The 21,655-nt window shown below is 34.3% G+C and carries 25 protein-coding genes and 1 tRNA gene; 22 read left to right on the top strand and 4 right to left on the bottom strand.

Translation table 11 applies throughout. The features are described 5' to 3' along the window. Window position 1 precedes the first annotated feature (1 nt). From KTQ83_RS03165 to KTQ83_RS03185, 5 genes are all read left to right on the top strand, one after another. Entirely contained in the window at window positions 2–724 is a 723-nt protein-coding gene (locus KTQ83_RS03165; RefSeq protein ID WP_117925227.1) for an amino acid ABC transporter permease, read from the top strand. Window positions 725–734: 10 nt separating this feature from the next. Beyond that, complete coding sequence (locus KTQ83_RS03170) at window positions 735–1,472, top strand: amino acid ABC transporter ATP-binding protein (RefSeq protein WP_117925229.1); 738 nt, start codon at window positions 735–737, stop codon at window positions 1,470–1,472. A 103-nt stretch (window positions 1,473–1,575) separates the two neighbouring features. Next, window positions 1,576–3,114 (top strand): 2,3-bisphosphoglycerate-independent phosphoglycerate mutase, encoded by a 1,539-nt coding sequence (gpmI, locus tag KTQ83_RS03175; protein WP_217255979.1) that lies wholly within the window; start codon window positions 1,576–1,578, stop codon window positions 3,112–3,114. 91 nt (window positions 3,115–3,205) lie between these two features. Next, window positions 3,206–3,892 (top strand): response regulator transcription factor, encoded by a 687-nt coding sequence (locus KTQ83_RS03180; RefSeq protein WP_117926851.1) that lies wholly within the window; start codon window positions 3,206–3,208, stop codon window positions 3,890–3,892. Then, entirely contained in the window at window positions 3,885–5,279 is a 1,395-nt protein-coding gene (locus tag KTQ83_RS03185) for a sensor histidine kinase (protein ID WP_186999570.1), read from the top strand. Before KTQ83_RS03180 ends, KTQ83_RS03185 begins: the two co-directional genes overlap by 8 nt. Here the strand turns inward: KTQ83_RS03185 and KTQ83_RS03190 are convergent. After that, on the bottom strand, window positions 5,276–6,163 hold the full coding sequence (locus KTQ83_RS03190) for a hypothetical protein (RefSeq protein ID WP_217255978.1): 888 nt from the start codon (window positions 6,161–6,163) through the stop codon (window positions 5,276–5,278). The genes KTQ83_RS03185 and KTQ83_RS03190 overlap by 4 nt on opposite strands. Window positions 6,164–6,425: 262 nt before the next feature. On the opposite strand from KTQ83_RS03190, the gene KTQ83_RS03195 reads away from it, so the two are divergent. Further along, window positions 6,426–6,794, top strand: a complete 369-nt coding sequence (locus KTQ83_RS03195) for a thioesterase family protein (protein ID WP_186999309.1) — start codon at window positions 6,426–6,428, stop codon at window positions 6,792–6,794. Between the two features lie 31 nt (window positions 6,795–6,825). Here the strand turns inward: KTQ83_RS03195 and KTQ83_RS03200 are convergent, their stop codons facing one another. The 3 genes from KTQ83_RS03200 to KTQ83_RS03210 are packed head-to-tail and all read right to left on the bottom strand — an operon-like array spanning window position 6,826 to window position 9,419. After that, a complete protein-coding gene (locus KTQ83_RS03200) occupies window positions 6,826–8,454 on the bottom strand; it encodes a putative glycoside hydrolase (protein ID WP_217255977.1) in 1,629 nt (542 codons plus the stop codon). A 45-nt stretch (window positions 8,455–8,499) separates the two neighbouring features. Next, on the bottom strand, window positions 8,500–8,901 hold the full coding sequence (locus KTQ83_RS12695; RefSeq protein WP_217255976.1) for a VanZ family protein: 402 nt from the start codon (window positions 8,899–8,901) through the stop codon (window positions 8,500–8,502). Continuing rightward, window positions 8,898–9,419, bottom strand: coding sequence for an HAD domain-containing protein (locus tag KTQ83_RS03210; RefSeq protein WP_217255975.1), 522 nt, complete (start codon window positions 9,417–9,419; stop codon window positions 8,898–8,900). The genes KTQ83_RS12695 and KTQ83_RS03210 overlap by 4 nt, the downstream gene beginning before the upstream one ends. Before the next feature lie 82 nt (window positions 9,420–9,501). Here KTQ83_RS03210 and rapZ point away from each other — a divergent pair, with 82 nt between their 5' ends. The 16 genes from rapZ to rplT all read left to right on the top strand — a co-directional run bounded on the left by rapZ (window position 9,502) and on the right by rplT (window position 21,519). After that, window positions 9,502–10,362, top strand: coding sequence for an RNase adapter RapZ (gene rapZ / locus KTQ83_RS03215; protein ID WP_186999313.1), 861 nt, complete (start codon window positions 9,502–9,504; stop codon window positions 10,360–10,362). Then, window positions 10,359–11,306, top strand: coding sequence for a gluconeogenesis factor YvcK family protein (locus KTQ83_RS03220; protein WP_117926531.1), 948 nt, complete (start codon window positions 10,359–10,361; stop codon window positions 11,304–11,306). The genes rapZ and KTQ83_RS03220 overlap by 4 nt, the downstream gene beginning before the upstream one ends. 2 nt (window positions 11,307–11,308) lie before the next feature. Beyond that, window positions 11,309–12,256 (top strand): DNA-binding protein WhiA, encoded by a 948-nt coding sequence (whiA, locus tag KTQ83_RS03225; protein ID WP_217255974.1) that lies wholly within the window; start codon window positions 11,309–11,311, stop codon window positions 12,254–12,256. Next, a complete protein-coding gene (locus KTQ83_RS03230; protein WP_117926533.1) occupies window positions 12,249–12,770 on the top strand; it encodes a hypothetical protein in 522 nt (173 codons plus the stop codon). Before whiA ends, KTQ83_RS03230 begins: the two co-directional genes overlap by 8 nt. Beyond that, on the top strand, window positions 12,770–13,126 hold the full coding sequence (locus KTQ83_RS03235; RefSeq protein ID WP_118116392.1) for a NusG domain II-containing protein: 357 nt from the start codon (window positions 12,770–12,772) through the stop codon (window positions 13,124–13,126). The genes KTQ83_RS03230 and KTQ83_RS03235 overlap by 1 nt, the downstream gene beginning before the upstream one ends. Next, window positions 13,123–13,632, top strand: a complete 510-nt coding sequence (locus KTQ83_RS03240; RefSeq protein WP_117926535.1) for a Gx transporter family protein — start codon at window positions 13,123–13,125, stop codon at window positions 13,630–13,632. The genes KTQ83_RS03235 and KTQ83_RS03240 overlap by 4 nt, the downstream gene beginning before the upstream one ends. Then, a complete protein-coding gene (locus KTQ83_RS03245) occupies window positions 13,619–13,867 on the top strand; it encodes a TIGR03905 family TSCPD domain-containing protein (protein ID WP_199593316.1) in 249 nt (82 codons plus the stop codon). Before KTQ83_RS03240 ends, KTQ83_RS03245 begins: the two co-directional genes overlap by 14 nt. Next, the gene (locus KTQ83_RS03250; RefSeq protein WP_117926537.1) at window positions 13,860–14,459 is read left to right on the top strand and encodes a hypothetical protein; all 600 of its coding nucleotides are present in this window, start codon (window positions 13,860–13,862) and stop codon (window positions 14,457–14,459) included. The genes KTQ83_RS03245 and KTQ83_RS03250 overlap by 8 nt, the downstream gene beginning before the upstream one ends. A 97-nt stretch (window positions 14,460–14,556) precedes the next feature. Further along, entirely contained in the window at window positions 14,557–15,192 is a 636-nt protein-coding gene (locus KTQ83_RS03255; protein ID WP_117926538.1) for a redox-sensing transcriptional repressor Rex, read from the top strand. A gap of 232 nt (window positions 15,193–15,424) precedes the next feature. Then, complete coding sequence (asnS, locus tag KTQ83_RS03260) at window positions 15,425–16,780, top strand: asparagine--tRNA ligase (protein ID WP_217255973.1); 1,356 nt, start codon at window positions 15,425–15,427, stop codon at window positions 16,778–16,780. A gap of 57 nt (window positions 16,781–16,837) precedes the next feature. Beyond that, window positions 16,838–18,124: a hypothetical protein gene (locus KTQ83_RS03265; protein ID WP_217255972.1), complete on the top strand. Its 1,287-nt coding sequence runs from the start codon at window positions 16,838–16,840 to the stop codon at window positions 18,122–18,124. Window positions 18,125–18,133: 9 nt separating this feature from the next. Further along, window positions 18,134–19,996 (top strand): ABC-F family ATP-binding cassette domain-containing protein, encoded by a 1,863-nt coding sequence (locus KTQ83_RS03270; RefSeq protein ID WP_217255971.1) that lies wholly within the window; start codon window positions 18,134–18,136, stop codon window positions 19,994–19,996. Between the two features lie 81 nt (window positions 19,997–20,077). Beyond that, a tRNA-Lys gene (locus KTQ83_RS03275) sits at window positions 20,078–20,153 on the top strand. A 228-nt stretch (window positions 20,154–20,381) separates the two neighbouring features. Continuing rightward, window positions 20,382–20,933 (top strand): translation initiation factor IF-3, encoded by a 552-nt coding sequence (gene infC, locus KTQ83_RS03280; protein WP_117926784.1) that lies wholly within the window; start codon window positions 20,382–20,384, stop codon window positions 20,931–20,933. 13 nt (window positions 20,934–20,946) lie between these two features. Further along, complete coding sequence (gene rpmI / locus KTQ83_RS03285) at window positions 20,947–21,141, top strand: 50S ribosomal protein L35 (protein WP_003865815.1); 195 nt, start codon at window positions 20,947–20,949, stop codon at window positions 21,139–21,141. Window positions 21,142–21,159: 18 nt separating this feature from the next. Next, window positions 21,160–21,519: a 50S ribosomal protein L20 gene (gene rplT, locus KTQ83_RS03290; RefSeq protein WP_003865814.1), complete on the top strand. Its 360-nt coding sequence runs from the start codon at window positions 21,160–21,162 to the stop codon at window positions 21,517–21,519. Window positions 21,520–21,655 lie beyond the last annotated feature (136 nt).

The following is a 21,655-nucleotide window of genomic DNA, read 5'->3' on the forward strand; positions in this document are numbered from 1 at the left end:
TATGCGTATTGATTTTGCGAAAGCTTGGAACATATTTGTTCATAATTTGCCTCTTTTCCAATATGGAATTGAGATGACTTTGTTGTTCGCATTTGTTGGTACGTTTGCAGGATTTGTCGTCGGCTTATTAGTCGGCGGCATTCGTGCGATTGAGATCAATGAATATGATTCAACGGGTATCAAAGTTTTAAAAAGAATAGGAAGAATCATTACGGGATTGTATATTTGGGTGTTCAGAGGTACACCAATGATGGTTCAAGCTATGTTTATTTACTATTTAGGAAAACCTGTGATTGGATGGACTCCGATTACAGCAGGTTTGATTATTATTTCAATCAATACAGGCGCTTATATGGCTGAAATTATTCGTTCTGGAATTCAGTCTGTGGATAAAGGACAAAATGAGGCCGCAATGTCTTTAGGTATGACAACGATGCAAACTTTGATGTATGTTGTATTTCCTCAAGCTATTAAAAATTCATTTCCTTCAATTGGAAACCAATTGATTGTAAACATTAAGGATAGTTCAATGTTGAATGTTATTACGGTAACTGAACTGTACTTCCAGACAACATCTGTAGCTGGAAGTAACTATCGTTATATTGAAACGTTTATGGTTTCTGCAGTTTTATATTTAATTTTAACAACACTTGCTTCTTTCTTATTGAATTATCTTGAAAAAAGAATGGATAGCGAAAGTAGCATGAAAGATTTCTGTAGCTAGGAGGATATTTATGGAAACAATTATTCAAATTCAACATCTCCAGAAACATTTTGGAAATCTTAAAGTATTAAATGATGTAGATTTCGATATTCATAAAGGAGAAGTGGTTACGATTATTGGATCGAGTGGATCTGGTAAAAGTACGATGTTGAGATGTGTAAACCTATTAGAAAGAATGGATGGAGGCCATGTTTTATATCATGGTAAGGATATTCTAAGTGGTCAAATGGATGTGAATGAATATCGTTCAAAGGTTGGAATGGTGTTCCAAAGTTTTAATTTATTTAATAATTTGACTGTTTTAGAAAACTGCATGTTAGGCCAGGTCCGTGTCTTAAAGAAATCGAAAGAAGAAGCAAAAGCCACAGCTTTAAAATTCTTAGATGAAGTAGGAATGAAAGAGTTTGCGAATAAGCCTAGTACTAAACTTTCTGGTGGACAAAAGCAACGTGTTGCGATTGCGCGTGCCTTGTGTATGGATCCAGAAGTGCTACTATTTGATGAACCAACAAGTGCATTAGACCCAGAAATGGTTGGTGATGTTTTGGATGTCATGAAAAAGTTAGCTGATGAAGGTTTGACTATGGTTATCGTTACACATGAAATGCAGTTTGCCAGAGAAGTTAGTGATCGTGTTATTTTTATGGATAAAGGTGTCATTGCAGAACAGGGTAGCCCAGAACAGTTGTTCGAGCATCCTCAACAAGAAAGAACACAACAGTTTTTATCTCGTTATCAAAGCCGTTAAGCGGCTTTTTCTTTTTGTGAAAAAATTCATTTGTTGAGACGAGTTCATTGAAAAAAGGCCTAGTTAGTGTTATATTATTATCGATTAATGGAGGAAAAATACAATGGAAAAAAGACCAGTAATTTTGGTTGTTATGGACGGTATTGGTATTCGTGAAGATAAGAAGAACAATGCTGTTGCATTAGCCAACAAACCAACACTTGATAAATTGTGGGCAGAATGTCCACATACACAACTTCGTGCTCATGGACTTGCAGTAGGACTTCCTACAGATTCAGATATGGGTAACTCAGAAGTTGGACACAACGCATTAGGTTGTGGACAAATTTATTCTCAAGGAGCTAAATTAGTTAACGAAAATATTGAGTCTAAAGAAATCTTCAATTCTAAAACTTGGAAGGATTTAGCTGAAAATGCAAAAGACAGCAAAATGCATTTCATCGGTCTTTTAAGTGATGGAAACGTACACTCTAATATTTCTCACTTAAAGGCTTTGATTAAAGAATCTAAAAATGAAGGTATTAAGGAAGTTCGTGTTCATGCATTGCTTGATGGACGTGATGTTCCTGCAACTTCAGCTTTAGAATATGTAAATGATATTGAATCATTTATGGCAGAATTAAATGATGACAATTTCCACGCATGCATCGCTAGTGGTGGTGGACGTATGCAAATCACAATGGACCGTTATGAAGCTGACTGGTCTATGGTTGAGCGTGGATGGAAAATTCACGTAATGGGTGAAGGAAGACAATTTGCTTCAACTACAGAAGCTATTGAAACGTATCGTAAAGAATTAAATGTTGTTGACCAAGATCTTCCAGGATTTGTTATTGCGAAAGATGGTGCACCTGTAGGAACTATCGATGATGGAGATAGCGTTGTATTGTTCAACTTCCGTGGTGACCGTGCTCAAGAAATTTCTTTAGCATTTGATGGAGATGCTTCATTTGATAAATTTGATCGTGTTAAAGTTCCAAATGTTAAATTTGCAGGTATGTTACAATATGATGCAGACTTACAAATTCCAAAGAACTATTTGACGGAACCACCAAAAATTAAATATACATTAACTGAAGAATTGTGTAAACATGGTATTCGTGAGTATGCAATCAGTGAAACACAAAAGTATGGACACGTTACATATTTCTGGAATGGTAACCGTTCAGAAAAATTTGATGAGTCTTTAGAAACTTATGTTGAAATCCCAAGTGATGTAGTCCCATTTGAACAAAGACCTTGGATGAAGGCTGCTGAAATCACTGATAAATTGTGTGAAGCAATCGAAAGTGGAAACTATGATTTCATTCGTACAAACTATCCAAACGGTGACATGGTAGGACACACTGGAAGTTTACCAGCAACTATCATTGGTGTTGAATCAGTAGACTTAGAACTTGCACGTGTTATTGAATCTGTAAATAAAGTAAATGGTATTTTATTAGTTACTGCAGACCACGGTAATGCGGATGATGAAAGTAAGACTAGCCACACATTAGCACCAGTTCCATTCATCGTATACAATGCGGAATGTGAATTAAAAGAAGGCGAAGATCTAGGATTGTCAAATGTTGCAGCTACAGTTTGTGATTTCTTAGGATTAGAACCAAATGAACACTGGAACCCATCTTTAAAAAAATAATTTAGATTATTAAGGAGTAATGTAAAAAAAACTTTACTCCTTTTTTACTTGCTTTCATGATAAAATGACAAAAAAAAAGAGGTTTGATTTTATGGAACGAGTCTTAATTGTTGAAGACGATGAAAATATTCGTCAATTATTAAAATTAACATTGGCTAGTTTTAATTATGAACTAGTTGATTTTGAAAATGGAAAAGATGCATATGATTATCTACAAAACAATAAAGTAGATTTAGCCATATTAGATTTGATGTTACCAGGCATGAATGGGTATGATATATTAAAATTTATTCGTTCAAAGGCAACGCTTAAAGATTTACCTGTTATTATCTTAAGTGCAAAAGATAAAGAGCTTGATAAAATCATGGGACTTGATTTAGGAGCTGATGATTATTTGACGAAGCCATTTAGTGTGTTAGAGCTTGCTGCTCGTATTCGTTCATTACTTCGTAGAAGTAAAAAGGATGAACGATTGATTCAAATACATGGCTTATGTATTGATTTAGATAAAAGAACGGTGACAATTCATGAAGAACCGATTGAATTGACATTTAAAGAATTTGAATTGTTGAAATATTTAGCTAAAAATGAAGGTAGAGCTGTATCACGAGAAGAGTTGATCAATCAGATTTGGGGATATGATTTTATTGGAGAAAGCAGAACACTGGATGTACATATTAACTCATTGCGTAAGAAGATGGGAAATGAATATGCACATTGGATTCAATCTGTAAGACAGGTTGGATATCGTTTTGTTGCTGAGGATCACAATGCATAAGAAGATTGTTCATTCGTTTTTAACAACTTTTTTGATCACATTTATCTTGGGCTTTGGTTTACTTTACGTGAGTTTATATAAAGCATCTATTTCTCAAAATCGACAATATTTAATGAATACAGTTAAATTGGTAAAAAACTTAGAAATAGATGATTTAAATACGACTCGTTTGGGTGATACTGTTAAATCGGAAGATATTCGTATCACAATTATTAAGCGAAACGGAAAAGTTTTATATGATAACTATAAAAATAGAATTCGTGAAAAACATCTGCAGCGTGAAGAGGTAAAACAAGCTATTGCTCAAGGTACAGGGACATGTATTCGTTATTCAGATACAATGCAACGTTCTTATTTATATATAGCTGACTATGAGGAAGATAATCAAACAATTGTTCGTTTAGCTATGCCATTTGATGGGTTGAGCCAATCTATTTCGATATTATTAGTACCATTTTTATTTAGTATTGCCGTATCTTTTATGGTGGTATTTGTTTTGTCTAAAAAAATGGCCAATGAAATTGTAGAACCTTTTAAAGATATCACAAATACAATTAATTCAACAAATATTTCAAAAGAAGTGCTATCGTTTCATAAATATAATTATCCCGAACTTTATGGAATCACAGATGCATTGACGAATATGTCCGAAGAAAATAAAAAATATTTAGAAAGACTGGAAAAAGAAAAAAAGGTTCGCCAGGAATTTTTTAGTAATGCGAGTCATGAATTAAAAACACCACTCACTTCTATACGTGGATATACAGAATTGATTCGTTCGCATACAATTCAGGATAGTGCTCAAATCGATACATGTTTAGATTGTGTTTTAAAAGAGAGTGACCATATGACGCAATTGATCAATGATATTTTAACGATTTCAAAATTAGAAACAGAAGAGATGCAAGTCACATATTCGCATATTCAAGTAAAGAAATTGTTGGATTCTGTTGTCGAGACTTTAAAGCCACAAATTGAAGCGATGCATTTAAATGTTTATGTGAATGCGACAGAGTTTACAGTTTTTGCGAGTTTAGATCATATTAAAGGTATCTTCTATAATTTAATTTCGAACGCAATTAAGTACAATAAACAAAACGGACGAATAGATGTTGTTCTAAAGAAAAATCAAAAAAATATGTATTTTAGTGTGGAAGATACAGGTGTGGGAATTGCGCAAGAAGATCAGAGTCGAATATTTCAAAGATTTTATCGGGTAGATAAAGAACGCTCAAAAACAATACCAGGTACAGGTTTAGGTTTGTCGATTGTAAAACATGTTGTCTATTATTATCAAGGCAAAATCCATTTAACTTCAAAGGAAGATGTGGGAACTAAAATCACAGTTGAATTGCCTATTATTGTAAAAGAAATCCCAGAGAATTAGTCTCTGGGATTTTGTGCATATTCTTGTTTTGATTGTAAAACACGGATTGCGAATATAGATAGAATAACCAATCGAATGAGATCTAGAATCACAAAGAAGATAAATACACGAAGCGAATATTCCTGTGATTTATAGTAGTTCATAAAGGTTGGTAAATAAACTAAAATACGAATAAATTCGCCTATCATACAACATGCGATAATCTTCTTTGTCGCCTTTTGATTGTAGTACATATAGAATAATGGAATGGTCCAAATAAAAGCAGTAAAAATACACAACATAAACATGTCTTTTGTTGCAAATACTTTTTGCATATCCAAACTTGCGAATAGATTTGAAAAGATTTGGATTAGAATTGGAAATAAAATTAATTCGCCATAAATAATAATGCCTAAACGAACGGATAGTTGGGGCAAAGTCATAGGCGCTTTTTCTACTACATATTCATCTTCTTCATCTTGTTCAGTTGGTTCGAATTTTTTTTCGTATTTATCTTTGATTTTTTCATAATCTACATTCTTTGTTTGTTTAGCTACCCAATCATCGTTTTCATCGTCTAACTCGATTGTGTGATCAAAATAAATCTTACACCAACGATTGTTTCTTAAGTATCCCCCAATTTGGCAAAGTACAATGGTTTTTAAAAGCATACAAGCAACAAGGACAAAGAATGGTAAGATGGTTGTAAGGTTTGACAACAATAATTTGATTGGAAAGTATATAATCAAAAAACTAATCGCAATATTTATCCAATATAGAATACGAAACCATTTTTTACCTGTTGAAAGAAGAAGAAATGTGATGCCATATAAAAGAATCTGTCCGATTCCTAATTTGATCAACATAGAGCGGAATGCTGGATCATCTACTTTCAAGAATTCCATGCTTGAGAAAAGATATGCCATGGCTAAAAAATAAACGCAAAGTACAAAAAAATAAAGAATAAGATGTATAGTGATTTTATGTTTTGATTTTTGGTATAGGATTAGGTTTTCTTCTTGTTTAGAATACATATATGACCTACTTTCTATTAGAAATGATTGATTCTTTTCTCTTAATACATTCTATCACAGAACGAGGAAACTAATAAAATACATTGTCAATATTTTAACAATGGATTAATATATCAAAGGAGGGATAACAAACATGGATTTAAAAACAATTCGAATTCAACGTGTGGTTGAAAAACAAAATTTGGCTTCCGTTATGAAGAGTGGATCATTGGATGTATTAGCTACACCGCAAATGATCGCATGGATGGAAGAGGCTGCATGTCTATGCCTAGAATTAGAAGAAGGTAAGACAAGCGTTGGCATCAGTATGAATGTGTCTCATGATATGGCAAGTCCATTAGGGGCAACAATCACAATTGAGGCTAAGATGGTTAATGTGGATGGTCGCAAAATTGATTATGAAGTACAAGCGTTCCAAGATGGTAAATCAATTGGAAAAGGTGTACACAGTCGTTTTGTGGTTGATGCACAAAAATTTATCGATAAAACATACCAGAAATAAAAAAAGAAACCCATGTTAATATGCATGGGTTTTAAAATCCGCTTTTGATTCTATCTATATCTTTCTTATCGCCACTAGCTAACCAAACCATATAATCCGGGTAATTTGTGTCTTTAAGTGCTTTTATTTCTTGTTTTACACCATCTGCATCTATATTGTATCCCTGAATCCATGTTCGGTATTTAGCGGGATATTTGATACTTTTTAATTGCTCGTCACTGATCTTAGTGAATGCATATAAAGTGTCGTATGGCTTTTCAATAGGATTATCAATGTTAAAGCTTCCATTTGAAAAGTGATCTAAATAAGGCATAGGACAAATGATATCAACGACATTCGCGATGGCTGGAAGAAATTGTCCAATATCTTGATCATCGCAAGCTACAATAGGCCACGCGAACATATCGGCTGCAACATAAACGCATTTTGGGGATAATTCTTCTTTTGCGTATTGAAGAAAACTTTGGATGGCGGCTACTTTACTTTCTTTATATGTATTGTGAAAGTTTAGTTTAGAGTTTGCGCTTGCGGTTCCATCAGGAAAACGGACATAATCAAATTGAATTTCATTAAAGCCTAGATCAGCACACTCTTTGGCAAGTTCCACATTATACATCCATGCTTTTCTAGAATACGCACTAGGCCAGTATTGATCGTTGTAGACAACTAAATTGCCATTGTGGTCCGTTAATGATTCATTTGGGTTTTCCATCGCAAAAACAGCATCTTTAAAAGTAACGATACGGCTTACACAATAGAATCCCTTTTTTTTGTATTCTTTTATGATTTTTGTTAAGTTTTTTTTTGAAATCATCGCATTATTTGTTGCTTGACTAGGATCTGATAAATAATCCTTACATACATCACTCGCATATAAAACTGAGCCTTCATCATTCTTAGTTTCGACAATAATCGTATTGATGTTCTTTAACTTTTCGATGTATTTTTGATTGTTGATGAAATTGTCCATTGATACATGGACGGACTTAACATGTTTAGGCATCGAATTTTCTTTATATATTTCTTTTTTGATAGGCTTGTAGTCAATTTGTGATGTGTAGGCATCTTTAGAATATCCATCTTTGTAGTAATCATCCCAATATGTCGAATAAGATATGGCTTGATCATACTTTTTTAATGCTAATTTTCTTGATGATTCCACATATGCACCACTTAAGTAATAGGTTTTGTTTTGCTTTTTGACTTTGTACCAACGAATTTGGCCTGTGTCTTTATCCCAGTCTTTTTGATCGATGGAGACTACCTTTACTTTTTCACCTTTCTTGACAATCGCTTTACTTAGTTTTCCACCTTTTTCTTCTCTTAAGTTTACCAGTCTTCGACAATAGACATAATCTAAGTGAGTAGCTTCTTCAAAACTATTTGCGAGATTTGAATTCTTAACTTTTAGTTTATCGTGATTGTATATGATGATGCTTGAATATTCTTGTTTTTGATGAACTTTTACTTTTGTACCTTTAGGAATTTTAATTTTTTCAATAACAGCTTCACCATCTTCTAAATGTGCTTTTTCTACCGTTAGCTTACTGGTATCGCATTTAATATATCGAGTAGGGTGGAGTGAGTTTGCGGCTAAGGTAAGTAAAAATAAAAATGCCACGATTAGCATTGGAAGAATGAACATTTGTTTACTTTTCATGTAATCACCAATAGAATCGTAGCATAATTCATATAATTGTCAATTTTAAAGCGTTTTTTGGGATGATTTCCATCGGATCAGACCAATATTTAATAGAATTAGGGATAAAGCACCGCAAGTATCAATGCATATGTCTGTAATCTGCGGGCTTCTTCCTGAGACAAAAGATTGATGCCATTCATCACTGCAAGCATATAGAATGCATGTGACCAAAGCGTATAGTGCAGAGTGTTTCACACCATAGCTCTTATACATATAGAATGTATTGAATCCAAGCATGGCATAAATTGTGAAATGTGCGAGTTTACGAACGATATGCATTGAGAATGGTAAAAATTGTAAAAACCAGGCACTTGTTTGTGTGGATTGTGCTGCATTTTGACTGGAAAAATAAAAGATCAGTAGCATGTTACAGATTGTAAAAATGGTAAAAATGTGTTTTTTCAATTCGAAAACTCCTTTTGTTGAATAAATAAAGCATAGTCCGCCTTCTTGTAGTCGGATTCTTTGAAATAGTGGCGAACATAAACAAAATGATAATCGAAAGCTTTGGACATGTCAAAATCATCTAAAATAATATAACTTGTCACATTGTTTTCATTAATAAATTCTCGAATAGCTTTTGTGCGTGGATTAATCAAAGTGGTAACGGATTTAACATACTTTCCTAAATCAAAGATGTCAAACATGGCCTGAAGTTGTTCTAATGAATAGACTATTCTCCATGAGCTTGTGATGATGATTTGAGCATCATATTTTTCAATGAGTTGCTTCAAAAGTAGAATACTTTCTTTTGAAAAACAATAATAAACTTGATTGACTAAATATGCGTTTAGTGTGGCAATTTTTGGGTGGTTCAATTTTTTTGCCAGGGCATCTGGTAAATTGTAATCGAGACAATAGGAATTCTTTTTACGACTCGGATTGATTACTCCATCGATATCTAAAAATATACATGGTTTCATATGTGTTCCTCCTTTTATTATGATAGTCAAAATTGTACTCAAGTTCAAATGTTGGTATAATCTGTAAAAAGGATGTGTGATTATGGAAAATAAAATTGTTCTTGTGACAGGAATGTCAGGGGCCGGAAAATCAAGTGCAATGAATGCTCTAGAAGATTTGGGCTATTATTGTATGGATAATTTTCCTAAGGAATTGTTGGATAATTTAGAAGACTTACTAAGAAAAGATGAGTCTCATTATAAAAATGTAGCACTTAGTGTGAGTGCTATTGATTACCAGGCTTTTGTGAGCTACTTTGAAAATATTAACCGCGATCTTCAAATCTTGTTTTTAGATTGTAGCGATGAAGAATTGTTGTTACGTTATCGCTTTACAAGAAGACAACATCCAATGATCGTGAATCATTTGGCTACAACATTAGAAGATGCGATTGAAGTAGAACGCGATTTTTTGGATCATCTACAAGAGAATTCACAGAATACGATTCATATTGATACGACAAAATTAAGTACTTCTGCTTTGGCAAGTCGTGTTTTACACCGTTTTAAAAGTGCTCAAAGAAGCGTGTTTACAGTCACATTCCAATCTTTTGGATTTAAACATGGAGTACCATTAGATGCAGATATGGTCATTGATGTTCGTTTCTTGCCAAACCCATTTTATGATCCATTGCTTCGAGATAAAACAGGAAATCAAAAAGAAGTATATGACTATGTAATGGATAAACCAGAAACACAAGAGTTTATTGTAAAACTAAAGGATTATTGTGATTTTGTGTTCTCACAATACGAGAAACAGAACAAGTCCCATATGATTGTTGCGATTGGATGTACAGGTGGTCAACATCGCTCGGTTTCGATTTGTAACTGGTTGTATGATGAATATAAGGATACATATCGTTGTTTTAAATCGCACCGTGATATTGGAGTTGACGAAGAATGAAAAAAATAGTCGTAATTGGTGGGGGCACAGGTCTTTCAAGCATGTTAAAGGGTATGAAACGTTTGGAAGATGTTGATTTAACGGCCATTGTTACAGTAGCCGATGATGGTGGTAGTACGGGACGAATTCGTGATATATACAATATTCCTGCAGTTGGAGATATTCGACATGTTTTATGTGCTATGGCCGATGAAGAAGATGAAGGCTTTTTCTCTGATTTGCTGAATTATCGTTTTGAAGGAAGCGAAGATGTGGGTGGTCATAATTTAGGAAACTTGATTTTCTTGGCAATGATCAATACTACAGGCTCATTTATGGGAGCAATTGAATCAATTTCAAGAGTATTAAATGTGAAGGGGAATATTCTTCCTAGTACATTGGATGTTGTTACATTATATGCAATGATGAAAGATGGCACGCTGGTTCGTGGAGAAAAAAATATCCCAACAGTATACAACAGTATCGATCATGTTTTTTATCAGAAGTATGTGCATGCATATAAACCGGCTATTGAAGCTATTAAAAATGCCGATTTGATTATTTATGGAATTGGATCTTTATATACTTCAATTATGCCGAATCTAATTATTTCGGATATCTCGAAAGCTATTGAAAAGAACCCTTGTAAGAAAATCTATTTTTGTAATGCTATGTCTCAGCCTGGAGAAACAGATGGATATACGGTTCAGGATCATATTAATGCAATTGAAAAACATTCATTTAAACATCCAGTAGATTTAGTGGTGGTTAACCAGTCGATGTTACCCAAGGAAGTTTTAGACATGTATGCTTCACAAAATAGTTATCCAATTTGTATTGGAAATGAAGCAACAGACTATGCTATTATACAAAGAGATTTATTGGCGTTGGATACAAAAGGTCGTATTCGTCATAATCCAATGGCTGTCAAAGAAGTTGTAGAAGAATTGATCAAGGGGGTATAGACTTGTCCTTTACATCTGAAATTAAAAAAGAAATTTGTAAAGAAGAAATCGATGCTCAAATGATAAAGGCACAATTATGTGCCCTTTTTCAAATGCGAGCAAGTTTACATATGAATTGGCAAGGCATGTATTTGTCGTTTCAAACTGAAAATGCAACAATTGCCAAACATGTTTTTCAAATCATGAAAACGTTATATGATGTCGATCCTCGTCTTTCTGTGTTGAAAAAAATGCAGTTAAAGAAAAATAACATTTATCGCATTCAAGTGTTTGATAAAGCTCAAGAAATATTGGAAGATCTTCAGATTTTAACTGATTCAGGTTTGCGTTATACACCAAGCGTAAAAATGGTTCGTTCTGAAAAGATGGCTAGAGCTTATTTGCAAGGGTGTTTTTTGGCTAGTGGCAGTATCAACTCACCAAAATCGAGTAATTATCATCTAGAAATGTCGAGTCAGGAAAAAGATTTAGCGTTAAGTGTTCAAAAATTAATGCAGCGTTTTTATTTGCCGGCAAAAGTCATCGAAAGAAAAAGTGTTTATGTGGTATATATAAAAGCTGGAGATAAAATTGCAGACTTCTTACGTTTATGTAATGCTTCGAATGCGTTGTTTGAATTTGAGGATTCTAGAATTCAAAGAGATTTCTATAATCAGATCACGCGCCTCGATAATTGTGAGGTTGCCAATGAGGTAAAGAGTTTAAAGGCTGCCAAATCGCAGTTAGAGGCTATTGAGTTTTTGGAGAGTCATGCCAAAAATATTGTGATTCCAGAAAAAATTATGCATGCGATGCAAATTCGCAAGATGTATCCGGAGGCCAATCTAAATGAATTGTGTTTAGAGTGTAAAAATGAATTTGGTGAAGATATTTCAAAATCTGGAATGAAGCATCGCTTAGCGAAAGTGAAGCAGATGGCTTCAGAATTAAAGGAGGAATTGGATGCTTAAAAAAATAGGAATTATAAGCTTATCATTCTTATTGTGTGCATGTTCCTTGGGGGTTCAATTAAAAAAGTCGATGTTCACGATTGAACTTGGAAAAGATATTTATGCCAATCCAACTTTATATTTAAAGAATGCGACTTTTTCATCTCGTTTAAAAGTTGTTTCAAAAAGTGTTGGGGTAGATAAGAAAAATAATCGCTTTATGACATCTGGAATGGATTATTTGGTTGTTGGTGAATATGACTTTGCGATTGTGGATGGGAGTAAAGAGTATCCTTTTGTGATAAAAGTTAAAGATACAACGGCTCCAGTATGTGCAAGTGAAGTGGGTCAAATCACAATTGGGGTTGGACAGAATATTGATTGGAATTCCTATTTTCATGCAACAGATCTGTCGGGAGTTACTTTTGAAGCTAATGTTGATACGTCCACTGCATCAACACAGGATGTACAAGTAAAAATCAGTGATCGTTTTGGAAATTCAGTCACAAAAAATGTAAGTGTGGTCGTTCAATAATGAAAAAGGCAGATAAAATTCTGATAGTATGCATTATGATCGTAGCGGTAGTACTATGTGTTCCTTTATTTTTTAGTGAAAATGAAAATGCGTATGCGAGTGTATATGTTAAGGAAAAACAAGTTTTGCGTATTGATTTATCAAAAGATAAAACGTATGTCGTAAATGGAAAGCTTGGAAAAGTGCATATTGAGGTTAAACAGAAAAAAGTGCGTGTTACACAAGAAAAGAGTCCACATCATTATTGTTCGAAACAAGGTTATGTTTCGGATGCCAATGTTCCCATTGTATGTTTGCCCAATGAGACAGTGGTAAAAATTGAAAAAGAAGCCAGTCAGGATACGGTGATACAATGAGGGTCAAGAAAAGTGTAATTTTAGCTTTCTTGGTCGCGGTCGGTATTTTGTTGCAGCTTTTAGAAAGCTTTATAGGTATATTTATGATTGTTCCTGGATATAAGATTGGCTTGGCAAATATTGCTGGCTTATTTGCACTTTATATGTATGATGAAAAATCATTGGCTTATGTATCGTTGCTTCGTATCATTTTGTCAAGCTTAATGCAGGGAATGTTATTTTCTGTTTCGTTTTGGCTTTCGTTAAGCGGTGGTATTTTGGCTTGTATTGCGATGATCTTAGCGTATCGAAGTAAGGTGTTTTCGATTTATGGCGTAAGTATACTTGGAGCTAGCTTTCATAATATAGGACAAGTAATCGCAATTACTTGGATTTACCAACAGTATTTTATGCAGTTGTTTTTACCAATTCTTTTGGCATTGTCCATTGTGAGTGGTATATTAATAGCAGTAGTATGTAGAAAGGTTTTAGACCGATTAAATGGAGGAAATTATGGAAAAATATAGTTATACACCAAAGGGTGTTTGTAGTCGTCAATTCAATTTTGAAATTGAAGATGGAATTCTTAAGAGTTTTGAGGCCATTGGTGGATGCAATGGAAATTTAAAGGGAATTGGATGTTTATTGAAGGGAAGAAGTGTAGATGAAGTTATCGATACTTTGACTGGAGTAACATGTGGAAATAAGCCAACATCTTGTCCAGATCAAATCGCATGTGCGCTTAAGGCATATCGTGGCTGATCATTTTCTTGGGGCTTTAAAAGAAATTGAAAGACGTGCTCAAAATAACATTCTTGTATTTTCAGATGTATTAACAGAACGTTTAGAAGTCATTGCACAAAATATGGTTGGAAAATCAATTTCGGATAATGATTATTTAAAGTTGTTGGAATTGTATTATAAAAAGTTTTCGAAAGATGAAAATAAGCAGGCCATGTTGTTTTGTCTTTTAAGAATGCAGGAAGTTGTATTTTATAAAGAACATAAAGAGAATCAGGATGATTTAAGTAAGATGGAATTTAATGAGGAATATGATTCTATCACGAAAGCTTTTCTATCTAGAAAAAGAGATTATTATCAGATTACACTGAAAAATATATTTCAACGATTTATCTTATTAGACACACTTGCGTATATTGTGTTTTTACTTGTGTTTGTTCTTTTGATTCACATTTCTTTTAGGGTTTCATTTGTTTTACTAGTAATTTTGTGGGCGCTTGTATTGTATTTCGCGAAAAAGAAGGGTGTTCCTTATTTTTATAATTCAAGAATTCAAACACTTCTTCAAGATGTGGATTCAACGTTGTTGCAGGTGGATCAAGCCATTTTCTAAAGTCGAGTAATCGACTTTTTTGTTTTTTAAATTTTTTCACAAGTTAACTTGTTAAATATATCACAAATATGATATTATTAATGCGTGGGGTGATAAAATGCAGAATAGAAATGTACCCAAAGCAACTTTACAGAGGTATCCGGTATATTTAAAAGCTTTACGTAAACTTCAAAAAAATGGCGTTGAACGAATTATGTCCAAAGAATTATCGAGCTTTGTAGATATTGAACCTACAACAATTCGTCGTGATTTCTCCTTTTTAGGGAATCTTGGAAAACAAGGTTACGGATACGATGTGGATAAACTGATTGAAATATTTAATAGTCAGTTAGGCGTTGATTTTGATGAAAAAATAATTTTAGTTGGTGCTGGTAACTTAGGTCGTGCGTTAATGAATTATAATAAATGGGATTATGTTGTTGGTGAAATCGCATGTGCATTTGATGTGGATCCAGCTAAGTGTGGAACACAATTTGGTGTCGAAGTATATCCGATGTCGGAGTTAGATACGAAGATTCCTGAAGGATGTCGTATTGCGATTTTAACAATTTCACATGATGTACAAGAAACAGTAGATAAATTAGTACAGTGTGGAATTAATGGTATCGTTGATTTTACGCATCAACATTTTTTAGTCCCAAAAGGGGTTGTCATTAAAAGTATTGATGTGGTATCATCAATACAAGAATTGGTATTTATTACAAATTCATTAGAAACAAAGACGCAGAAATAGAAGTCGTCCAAAACGAACATGTAAAGAGAGTCTTGTTAGGTGAAAATAGACAGTGCAAGTTTGGATTGATAACACCTGTGGAGTCGTACTGGAGAAATTAAGTAGACAGTAACGTGTGGAATGCGTTAAATTCCAATTGAGTGCATACATACGTGTGATGAAACAGGATGGTACCGCGGTAATAATCGTTCCTTTTAATTAAGGAACTTTTTTTATTTTGAAGGGAGAAACTATGTTAGTAAAAAAATTAAAAGAAACATTTGAACAGTACGATGGACAAAGTATTACTTTGCAGGGATGGGTTCGTACAAATCGTAATTCAAAGGCAGTTGGATTTATTGCGTTGAATGATGGAACAACTTTTTCGAATGTGCAGGTTGTATATGCGGATAGCTTAGAAAACTTTGATGAAGTATCAAAAATTACAACAGGTTCAGCTATGGAAGTAACAGGAAAACTTGTATGTACTCCAGATGCAAAACAGCCATTTGAAATTCAAGCCGAAAGTATTAGTGTTTTAGGATTATGTGATCACGATTATCCATTGCAGAAAAAACGTCACAGTTTTGAATTTATGCGTGAAATTCCTCATGTACGTCCTCGTGCAAATACATACTATGCTATGTTTAGATTAAGAAGTGTATTAAGTATGGCAATTCACACATTCTTCCAGGATCGCGGATTCGTATATGTACATACACCAGAAATCACTGGTAATGATGCAGAAGGTGCTGGTGAATGTTTTACAGTTACAACTCGTGAAGATGCAAAATATGACAAGGATTTCTTTGGTAAACATGCTCAACTTACAGTATCTGGACAATTGCATGTTGAACCATTCGCATTAACATATCGCAATGTTTATACTTTTGGTCCAACTTTCCGTGCAGAAAATTCAAATACAACTCGTCACGCTTCTGAATTCTGGATGATTGAACCAGAACTTGCGTTTGCGGATTTAGCCGATAACATGGATTGTATTGAAGAAATGATCAAATATTGTATCAACTATTGTTTAGAACATGCTAAAGAAGAAATGGAATTCTTTGCATCAATGATCGATAAAGAATGTATTAAACGTGTGACTCATGTTGCAAACTCTAACTTTGAAAGAATGACTTATACAAAGGCTATTGAATATTTGGAAAAAGCAAAAGATCAATTTGAAAACCAGGATATTTTCTGGGGTATGGATCTTCAGAGTGAACATGAGCGTTATATTTGCGAAAAAGTCGTAAATGGTCCTGTTTTCTTAACAGATTATCCAAAGGATATTAAAGCATTCTATATGCGTGTCAATGATGACAACAAGACAGTTGCAGCATGTGACTTATTAGTTCCTTATGTTGGAGAATTAGTTGGTGGTTCTCAACGTGAAGAGCGTTATGATGTGTTAGTGAATCGCATGAAAGAAATTGGAATGGAACAAGAGACATTACAATGGTATTTAGATTTACGTCGCTTTGGAGGATGCAAGCACTCAGGATTTGGTCTTGGGTTTGACCGTATGTTGATGTATTTAAGTGGTGTTGCGAATATTCGTGATGTTCAGCCATATCCACGTACACCTAGAAATTTAATTTTCTAATGAATTAAACAGGTATCTCGTTGATACCTGTTTTTTTGTGTGATATAAATAAGGGGTATGAAAAAAGTAAGAGTAGTTAATAATAAAAATTTAAGCACGATGATCGTCGGAGTTGTTACTATCGCTATTGTGGTTGTCTGTGTTTTTTTATATGTATCAAGGCCAACTGAAATAGATAAGTTGTCACAATCTTATTTGGATACAGTGGATGTTGAAAAGCTGCGAAAAAAGGTGGAGACAAGTTTTGATGGGTCTTATCGACTCAGTGATTATTTAGTTTATGGGGAGACGTTGTCTTTGTATAAAGATGAGTATGGTACAAAGAAAATGGATAAAATGCAAGGCAATAACATTGTTCTAAGAAATGTTATGAATGATGCCATTACAAGTTTTACATTTAATGGAAAAGTGGATTCAGGTATTGATTTAGGTTCTTTAAAAGAAGGAATTTATGAACTATATACATATGATCATTATGAAAAGGAGCGTATTTATTTTGACGATGCATTTAAGGCGAAGACAATCACGACAATGCGTCGCAATAAAAAGGTGAAAGATGTTACGTTTGTGGCAGATAAAGAGGCATTAAAAGAGTATGATATTCATTTAAAGAAAAATTATACGTTTATTGTTGTCACTAAGCATATCCCAAAATCCAATGTATATGATGTAGTGATCGATCCATGTGGAAATGCGATGAATTACATCTCGAATACAGTAGATTATGGTGCAAGTACATCAATTTTAGATGAACCAACTTCTTCCATGGAATTTGCGAAAAAATTAAAAAAAGAATTAGAAGAAAAGGGATTAAAGGTAAAAATCTTGCGTAAAGAAAACGAAACGCCTGGATATTATGGTGCAGATGGTCGTCCGGCTCGTGGTTATAAGGCAAAGGCTAAATTATATATTGCCTTGGGTGCAAGCTATGATGAAAATGTAGATGCGCCTTATATGATGGCAAGTCCATATACAAATAGTGGGTTGGCTAATACAATCTCATATTATATGGATCAAAGTGGATTGACATTGTATGCGGCTAGAACGAACAGCACGCAGGAAAATGGAGTTTTATATGATTCATTTGCCGAAGATGAAAAGGGTGAAGTAAAAAAATATGAACTTTACCCACAATTAAGAGAAACTGGTGGAAGAGCAACATACACTGGTGTTTATGGTGATGAAATGAGAAATGCAAAATATAAAGATGTCTTTGGGATGTATGGATTATACTTTTCATATGCGAGCGCAATGAATTCTCAAAGTGTTGCTTATTTTAACGACAATACGGATGCGATAGCGAAAACTTTGGTGAAAGGTATTGTTAGATATTTTGAAATTTAGGGTGATAGTATGAAGTTACAATTAAGTAATATACAAAAGTCATTTGGAGCAAAAACAGTTTTGGCAGGTGCTAACTTTCAAGTGCGTGATAATGAAAAGATTGCGTTGGTTGGTCGTAATGGATGTGGTAAAACAACATTGATGAAAACTATATGTGGACTGGAACACTATGATTCGGGTTCTCGTATGGTTTTAAATGGTACAAATATTGGGTATTTGGCACAGATTACTTTTGTGGACGAAGAAAAGACAGTGTATGAAGAACTTTTAACGGCTTTTGACAAGGTTCGAGAATTGGAAAAGCAGTTAAATGCTCAGGCAGAAGTACTTAAAACGGATTCAAGTGAGAAGCAACTTGAAAAGTATGATGCATTGCAGACACGTTTTGAGGCATTGAATGGATATCAATATGAGGTGGAATTAAAGAATGTGTTTTTTCATTTTCAGTTTGATGAAAGTGATTTAAATAAAAAATTGTGTGAATTTAGTTCTGGACAAAAAACGAGAATTGCGCTGGTTAAACTGTTATTGACAAAACCAGATATCTTATTATTGGATGAACCGACAAACCATTTGGATGTTGCAGCTATTGAATGGCTTGAAAATTATGTGAAGCATTATCCTTTCGCGGTTGTTTTAGTGAGTCACGACCGAATGTTCTTGGATCATGTTGTAGATGAAATCGTGGAAATTGAGTTTGGTAAAACTCAAAGATATGTGGGGGATTACTCGCATTATTTGAAGGCAAAAGATGAATATCTAAAAAAGAATCATGAAGCGTATATTCGTCAGCAACAAGAGATTCATCGTTTAGAAGATTTGATTGAAAAATTCCGCTATAAAAAGAATAAGGCCGCTTTTGCTAAGAGTAAGCAGAAATATTTAGATCGCATGGATAGAATTGAAGATAGTACTTCAGATACAAGTCAGATGAAGGCCGTGTTTACTTGTGCAAGAAAAGGTGGTAAGCAGGTTCTTGAAGTGGAAGATTTACAGGTTGGTTATGATAAAGTGCTGTCTGATGTTTCTTTTCAGTTATTGCAAGGACAAAGAATGGCTATCGTTGGTCCTAATGGAATAGGTAAATCAACTTTGATCAAGACTTTGGTGAAAGAACTGCCTGCGATATCAGGTAGCTTTAAATTTGGCCATCAAATTGATGTAGGGTATTTCAATCAGGAAAGTGCTCAGATGAAGTCGAATAAGAATGTATTGGATGAATTGTGGGATATGGATCCGGATGCAACACAAACACAGATTCGTAATACGTTAGCAAGTTTCCTTTTTACACAGGATGAAGTTTTTAAAGAAGTGAATGATTTGTCGGGTGGAGAAAGAGTTCGATTGGCTTTGGCAAAATTAATGTTAGAGCATGATAATGTTTTATTATTGGATGAACCTACAAACCACTTAGATATTCCGGCGAAAGAAGCTTTGGAATCCGCTTTAGAAAAATATGATGGAACGATTCTATTTGTATCGCATGACCGTATGTTTTTAAAAAAGATGGCTACACGTGTACTAGAAATGGGTTCAATCAGTAAAGTGTATGATTTAAATTACGAAGAGTACTTAGAAAAAAAGGCAAGTAATGAACTTGTGGAATCGGTTGCCAAGGTCGAAAAAGAAGCGAAGCCACAAACGGTATCTTTCACGGATTTAAAAGCAATTAAGAATCGTGTCGCAAAACTAGAAGTGCTTTTAGAGGAAGCAGAACAAGATTTAGAGGCAATGCGAGAATTGAGATATGAACCAGAATATTACCAAGATTATCGTAAGATGGAAGAGTTAGATGCGAAAATAGATGATAAACACAACGAAATTGCTGCATTGATGCAAGAGTGGGAAGAAAAAATGGCTATGTTGGAATAGAGTGTCAATTCGGCACTCTTTTTTGAAAAAATAGTTGCATTTAAAAATATGCTGTGGTAATATAAATGAGCACTGATAAATGGACTCTTAGCTCAGCTGGCAGAGCAACTGACTCTTAATCAGTGGGTCTGGGGTTCGAATCCCCAAGAGTCCACCATTTATGTGTTTAAGCCGATTTACTCGGCTTTATTTTTTTGAAAAAAGATATTGAATAAACCATATGTGTGTGGTATTATCAATGAGTAAAAGAAATGGAAAGATAGAAGCACCCCTTCTCACCTGATGTCTAAGAGACATAGGTTCACGGCCAATTCAGTTTGAATTCGTTTAAAAAGAGTGATGGGTGTGGAATGCACCCATTTTCTTTTTGGAAAAATGAAGAAGGATGGTGTCGAATATCAATAATAGAAAAGTTGCCCCAAATAATGTAAACGATGATTTGTTTAACGAAAAGATTCCGTTTAGAGAAGTTCTTGTCATCAATGCGGATGGAGAACAATTGGGAGTTATGTCAAAAAAAGAAGCATTGGACATTGCATACAAACAAAATTTAGATTTGTTGTGTGTAGCACCCAAGGCGCGTCCGGCCGTGTGTAAAGTTTTAGACTATGGTCGTTATCATTTCGAACAACAGAAAAAAGCAAAAGAAGCTAAGCGTAAGCAACATGTTGTTGAAGTTAAATCTTTGCGTTTATCGCCGATTATCGATACACACGATTTTGAAACAAAAGTTCGTCAGACGTCAAAATGGATCGAAGCGGGTATGAAAGTAAAGATTGATATGCGATTCCGTGGTCGTTTGATCACTCGCTTGGAAGTTGGTCGTAAGATCATGAATGACTTCATCGAAGCTATGGATGAAGTAGCTATCGTTGAGAAAAAACCTTCAATGGAAGGTAATACGATGTCAACAGTGTTGGCACCTAAAAAGAAGTAAGGAGGACTAGACTATGCCTAAAATGAAGAGTCACAGAGGATTAGCAAAACGTGTAAAAAAGACAGGTTCTGGAAAATTAAAGAGATCTCACGCTTATACATCTCACCGTTTCCATGGAAAGACTAAGAAACAACGTCGTCACTTAGCTAAACCAGGTACTGTACATGCTACAGATTACAAACGTATTAAGGAAATGTTAGTTAAGTAATTAAGGAGGATATAAAGAATGGCAAGAGTTAAAGGTGGAACAGTTTCACGCGCTCGTAGAAAAAAAGTGTTGAAACTTGCCAAAGGATACTTTGGATCAAAACATACATTATACAAAACTGCAAATGAGCAGGTAATGCATTCATTCAGATATGCATACAACGACCGTCGTAAGTTAAAAGGAAACATGCGTAAAATCTGGATTACACGTATTAATGCAGCTGCACGTATGAATGACTTATCATACTCTCGTTTAATGCACGGATTAAAATTAGCTAATATTGCGATCAACCGTAAAATGTTAAGTGAAATGGCTATTCACGATGCTGAAGGCTTCACTAAACTTTGCGAAGAAGCAAAAGCAGCTTTAAATGCATAATTAAACTGTCGTATGACAGTTTTTTTTGTATATTAAGATTTTGGCTTCGGAACAGGGGAATGCGGCATGTGAAAAACTGTCGAATTGTCACAATTTGTTGATTATGAGGAACGACAAAAAGGACTATCGTAATAGC

Source organism: Holdemanella porci, from assembly GCF_019052655.1.
GTDB lineage: Bacteria > Bacillota_I > Bacilli_A > Erysipelotrichales > Erysipelotrichaceae > Holdemanella > Holdemanella hominis.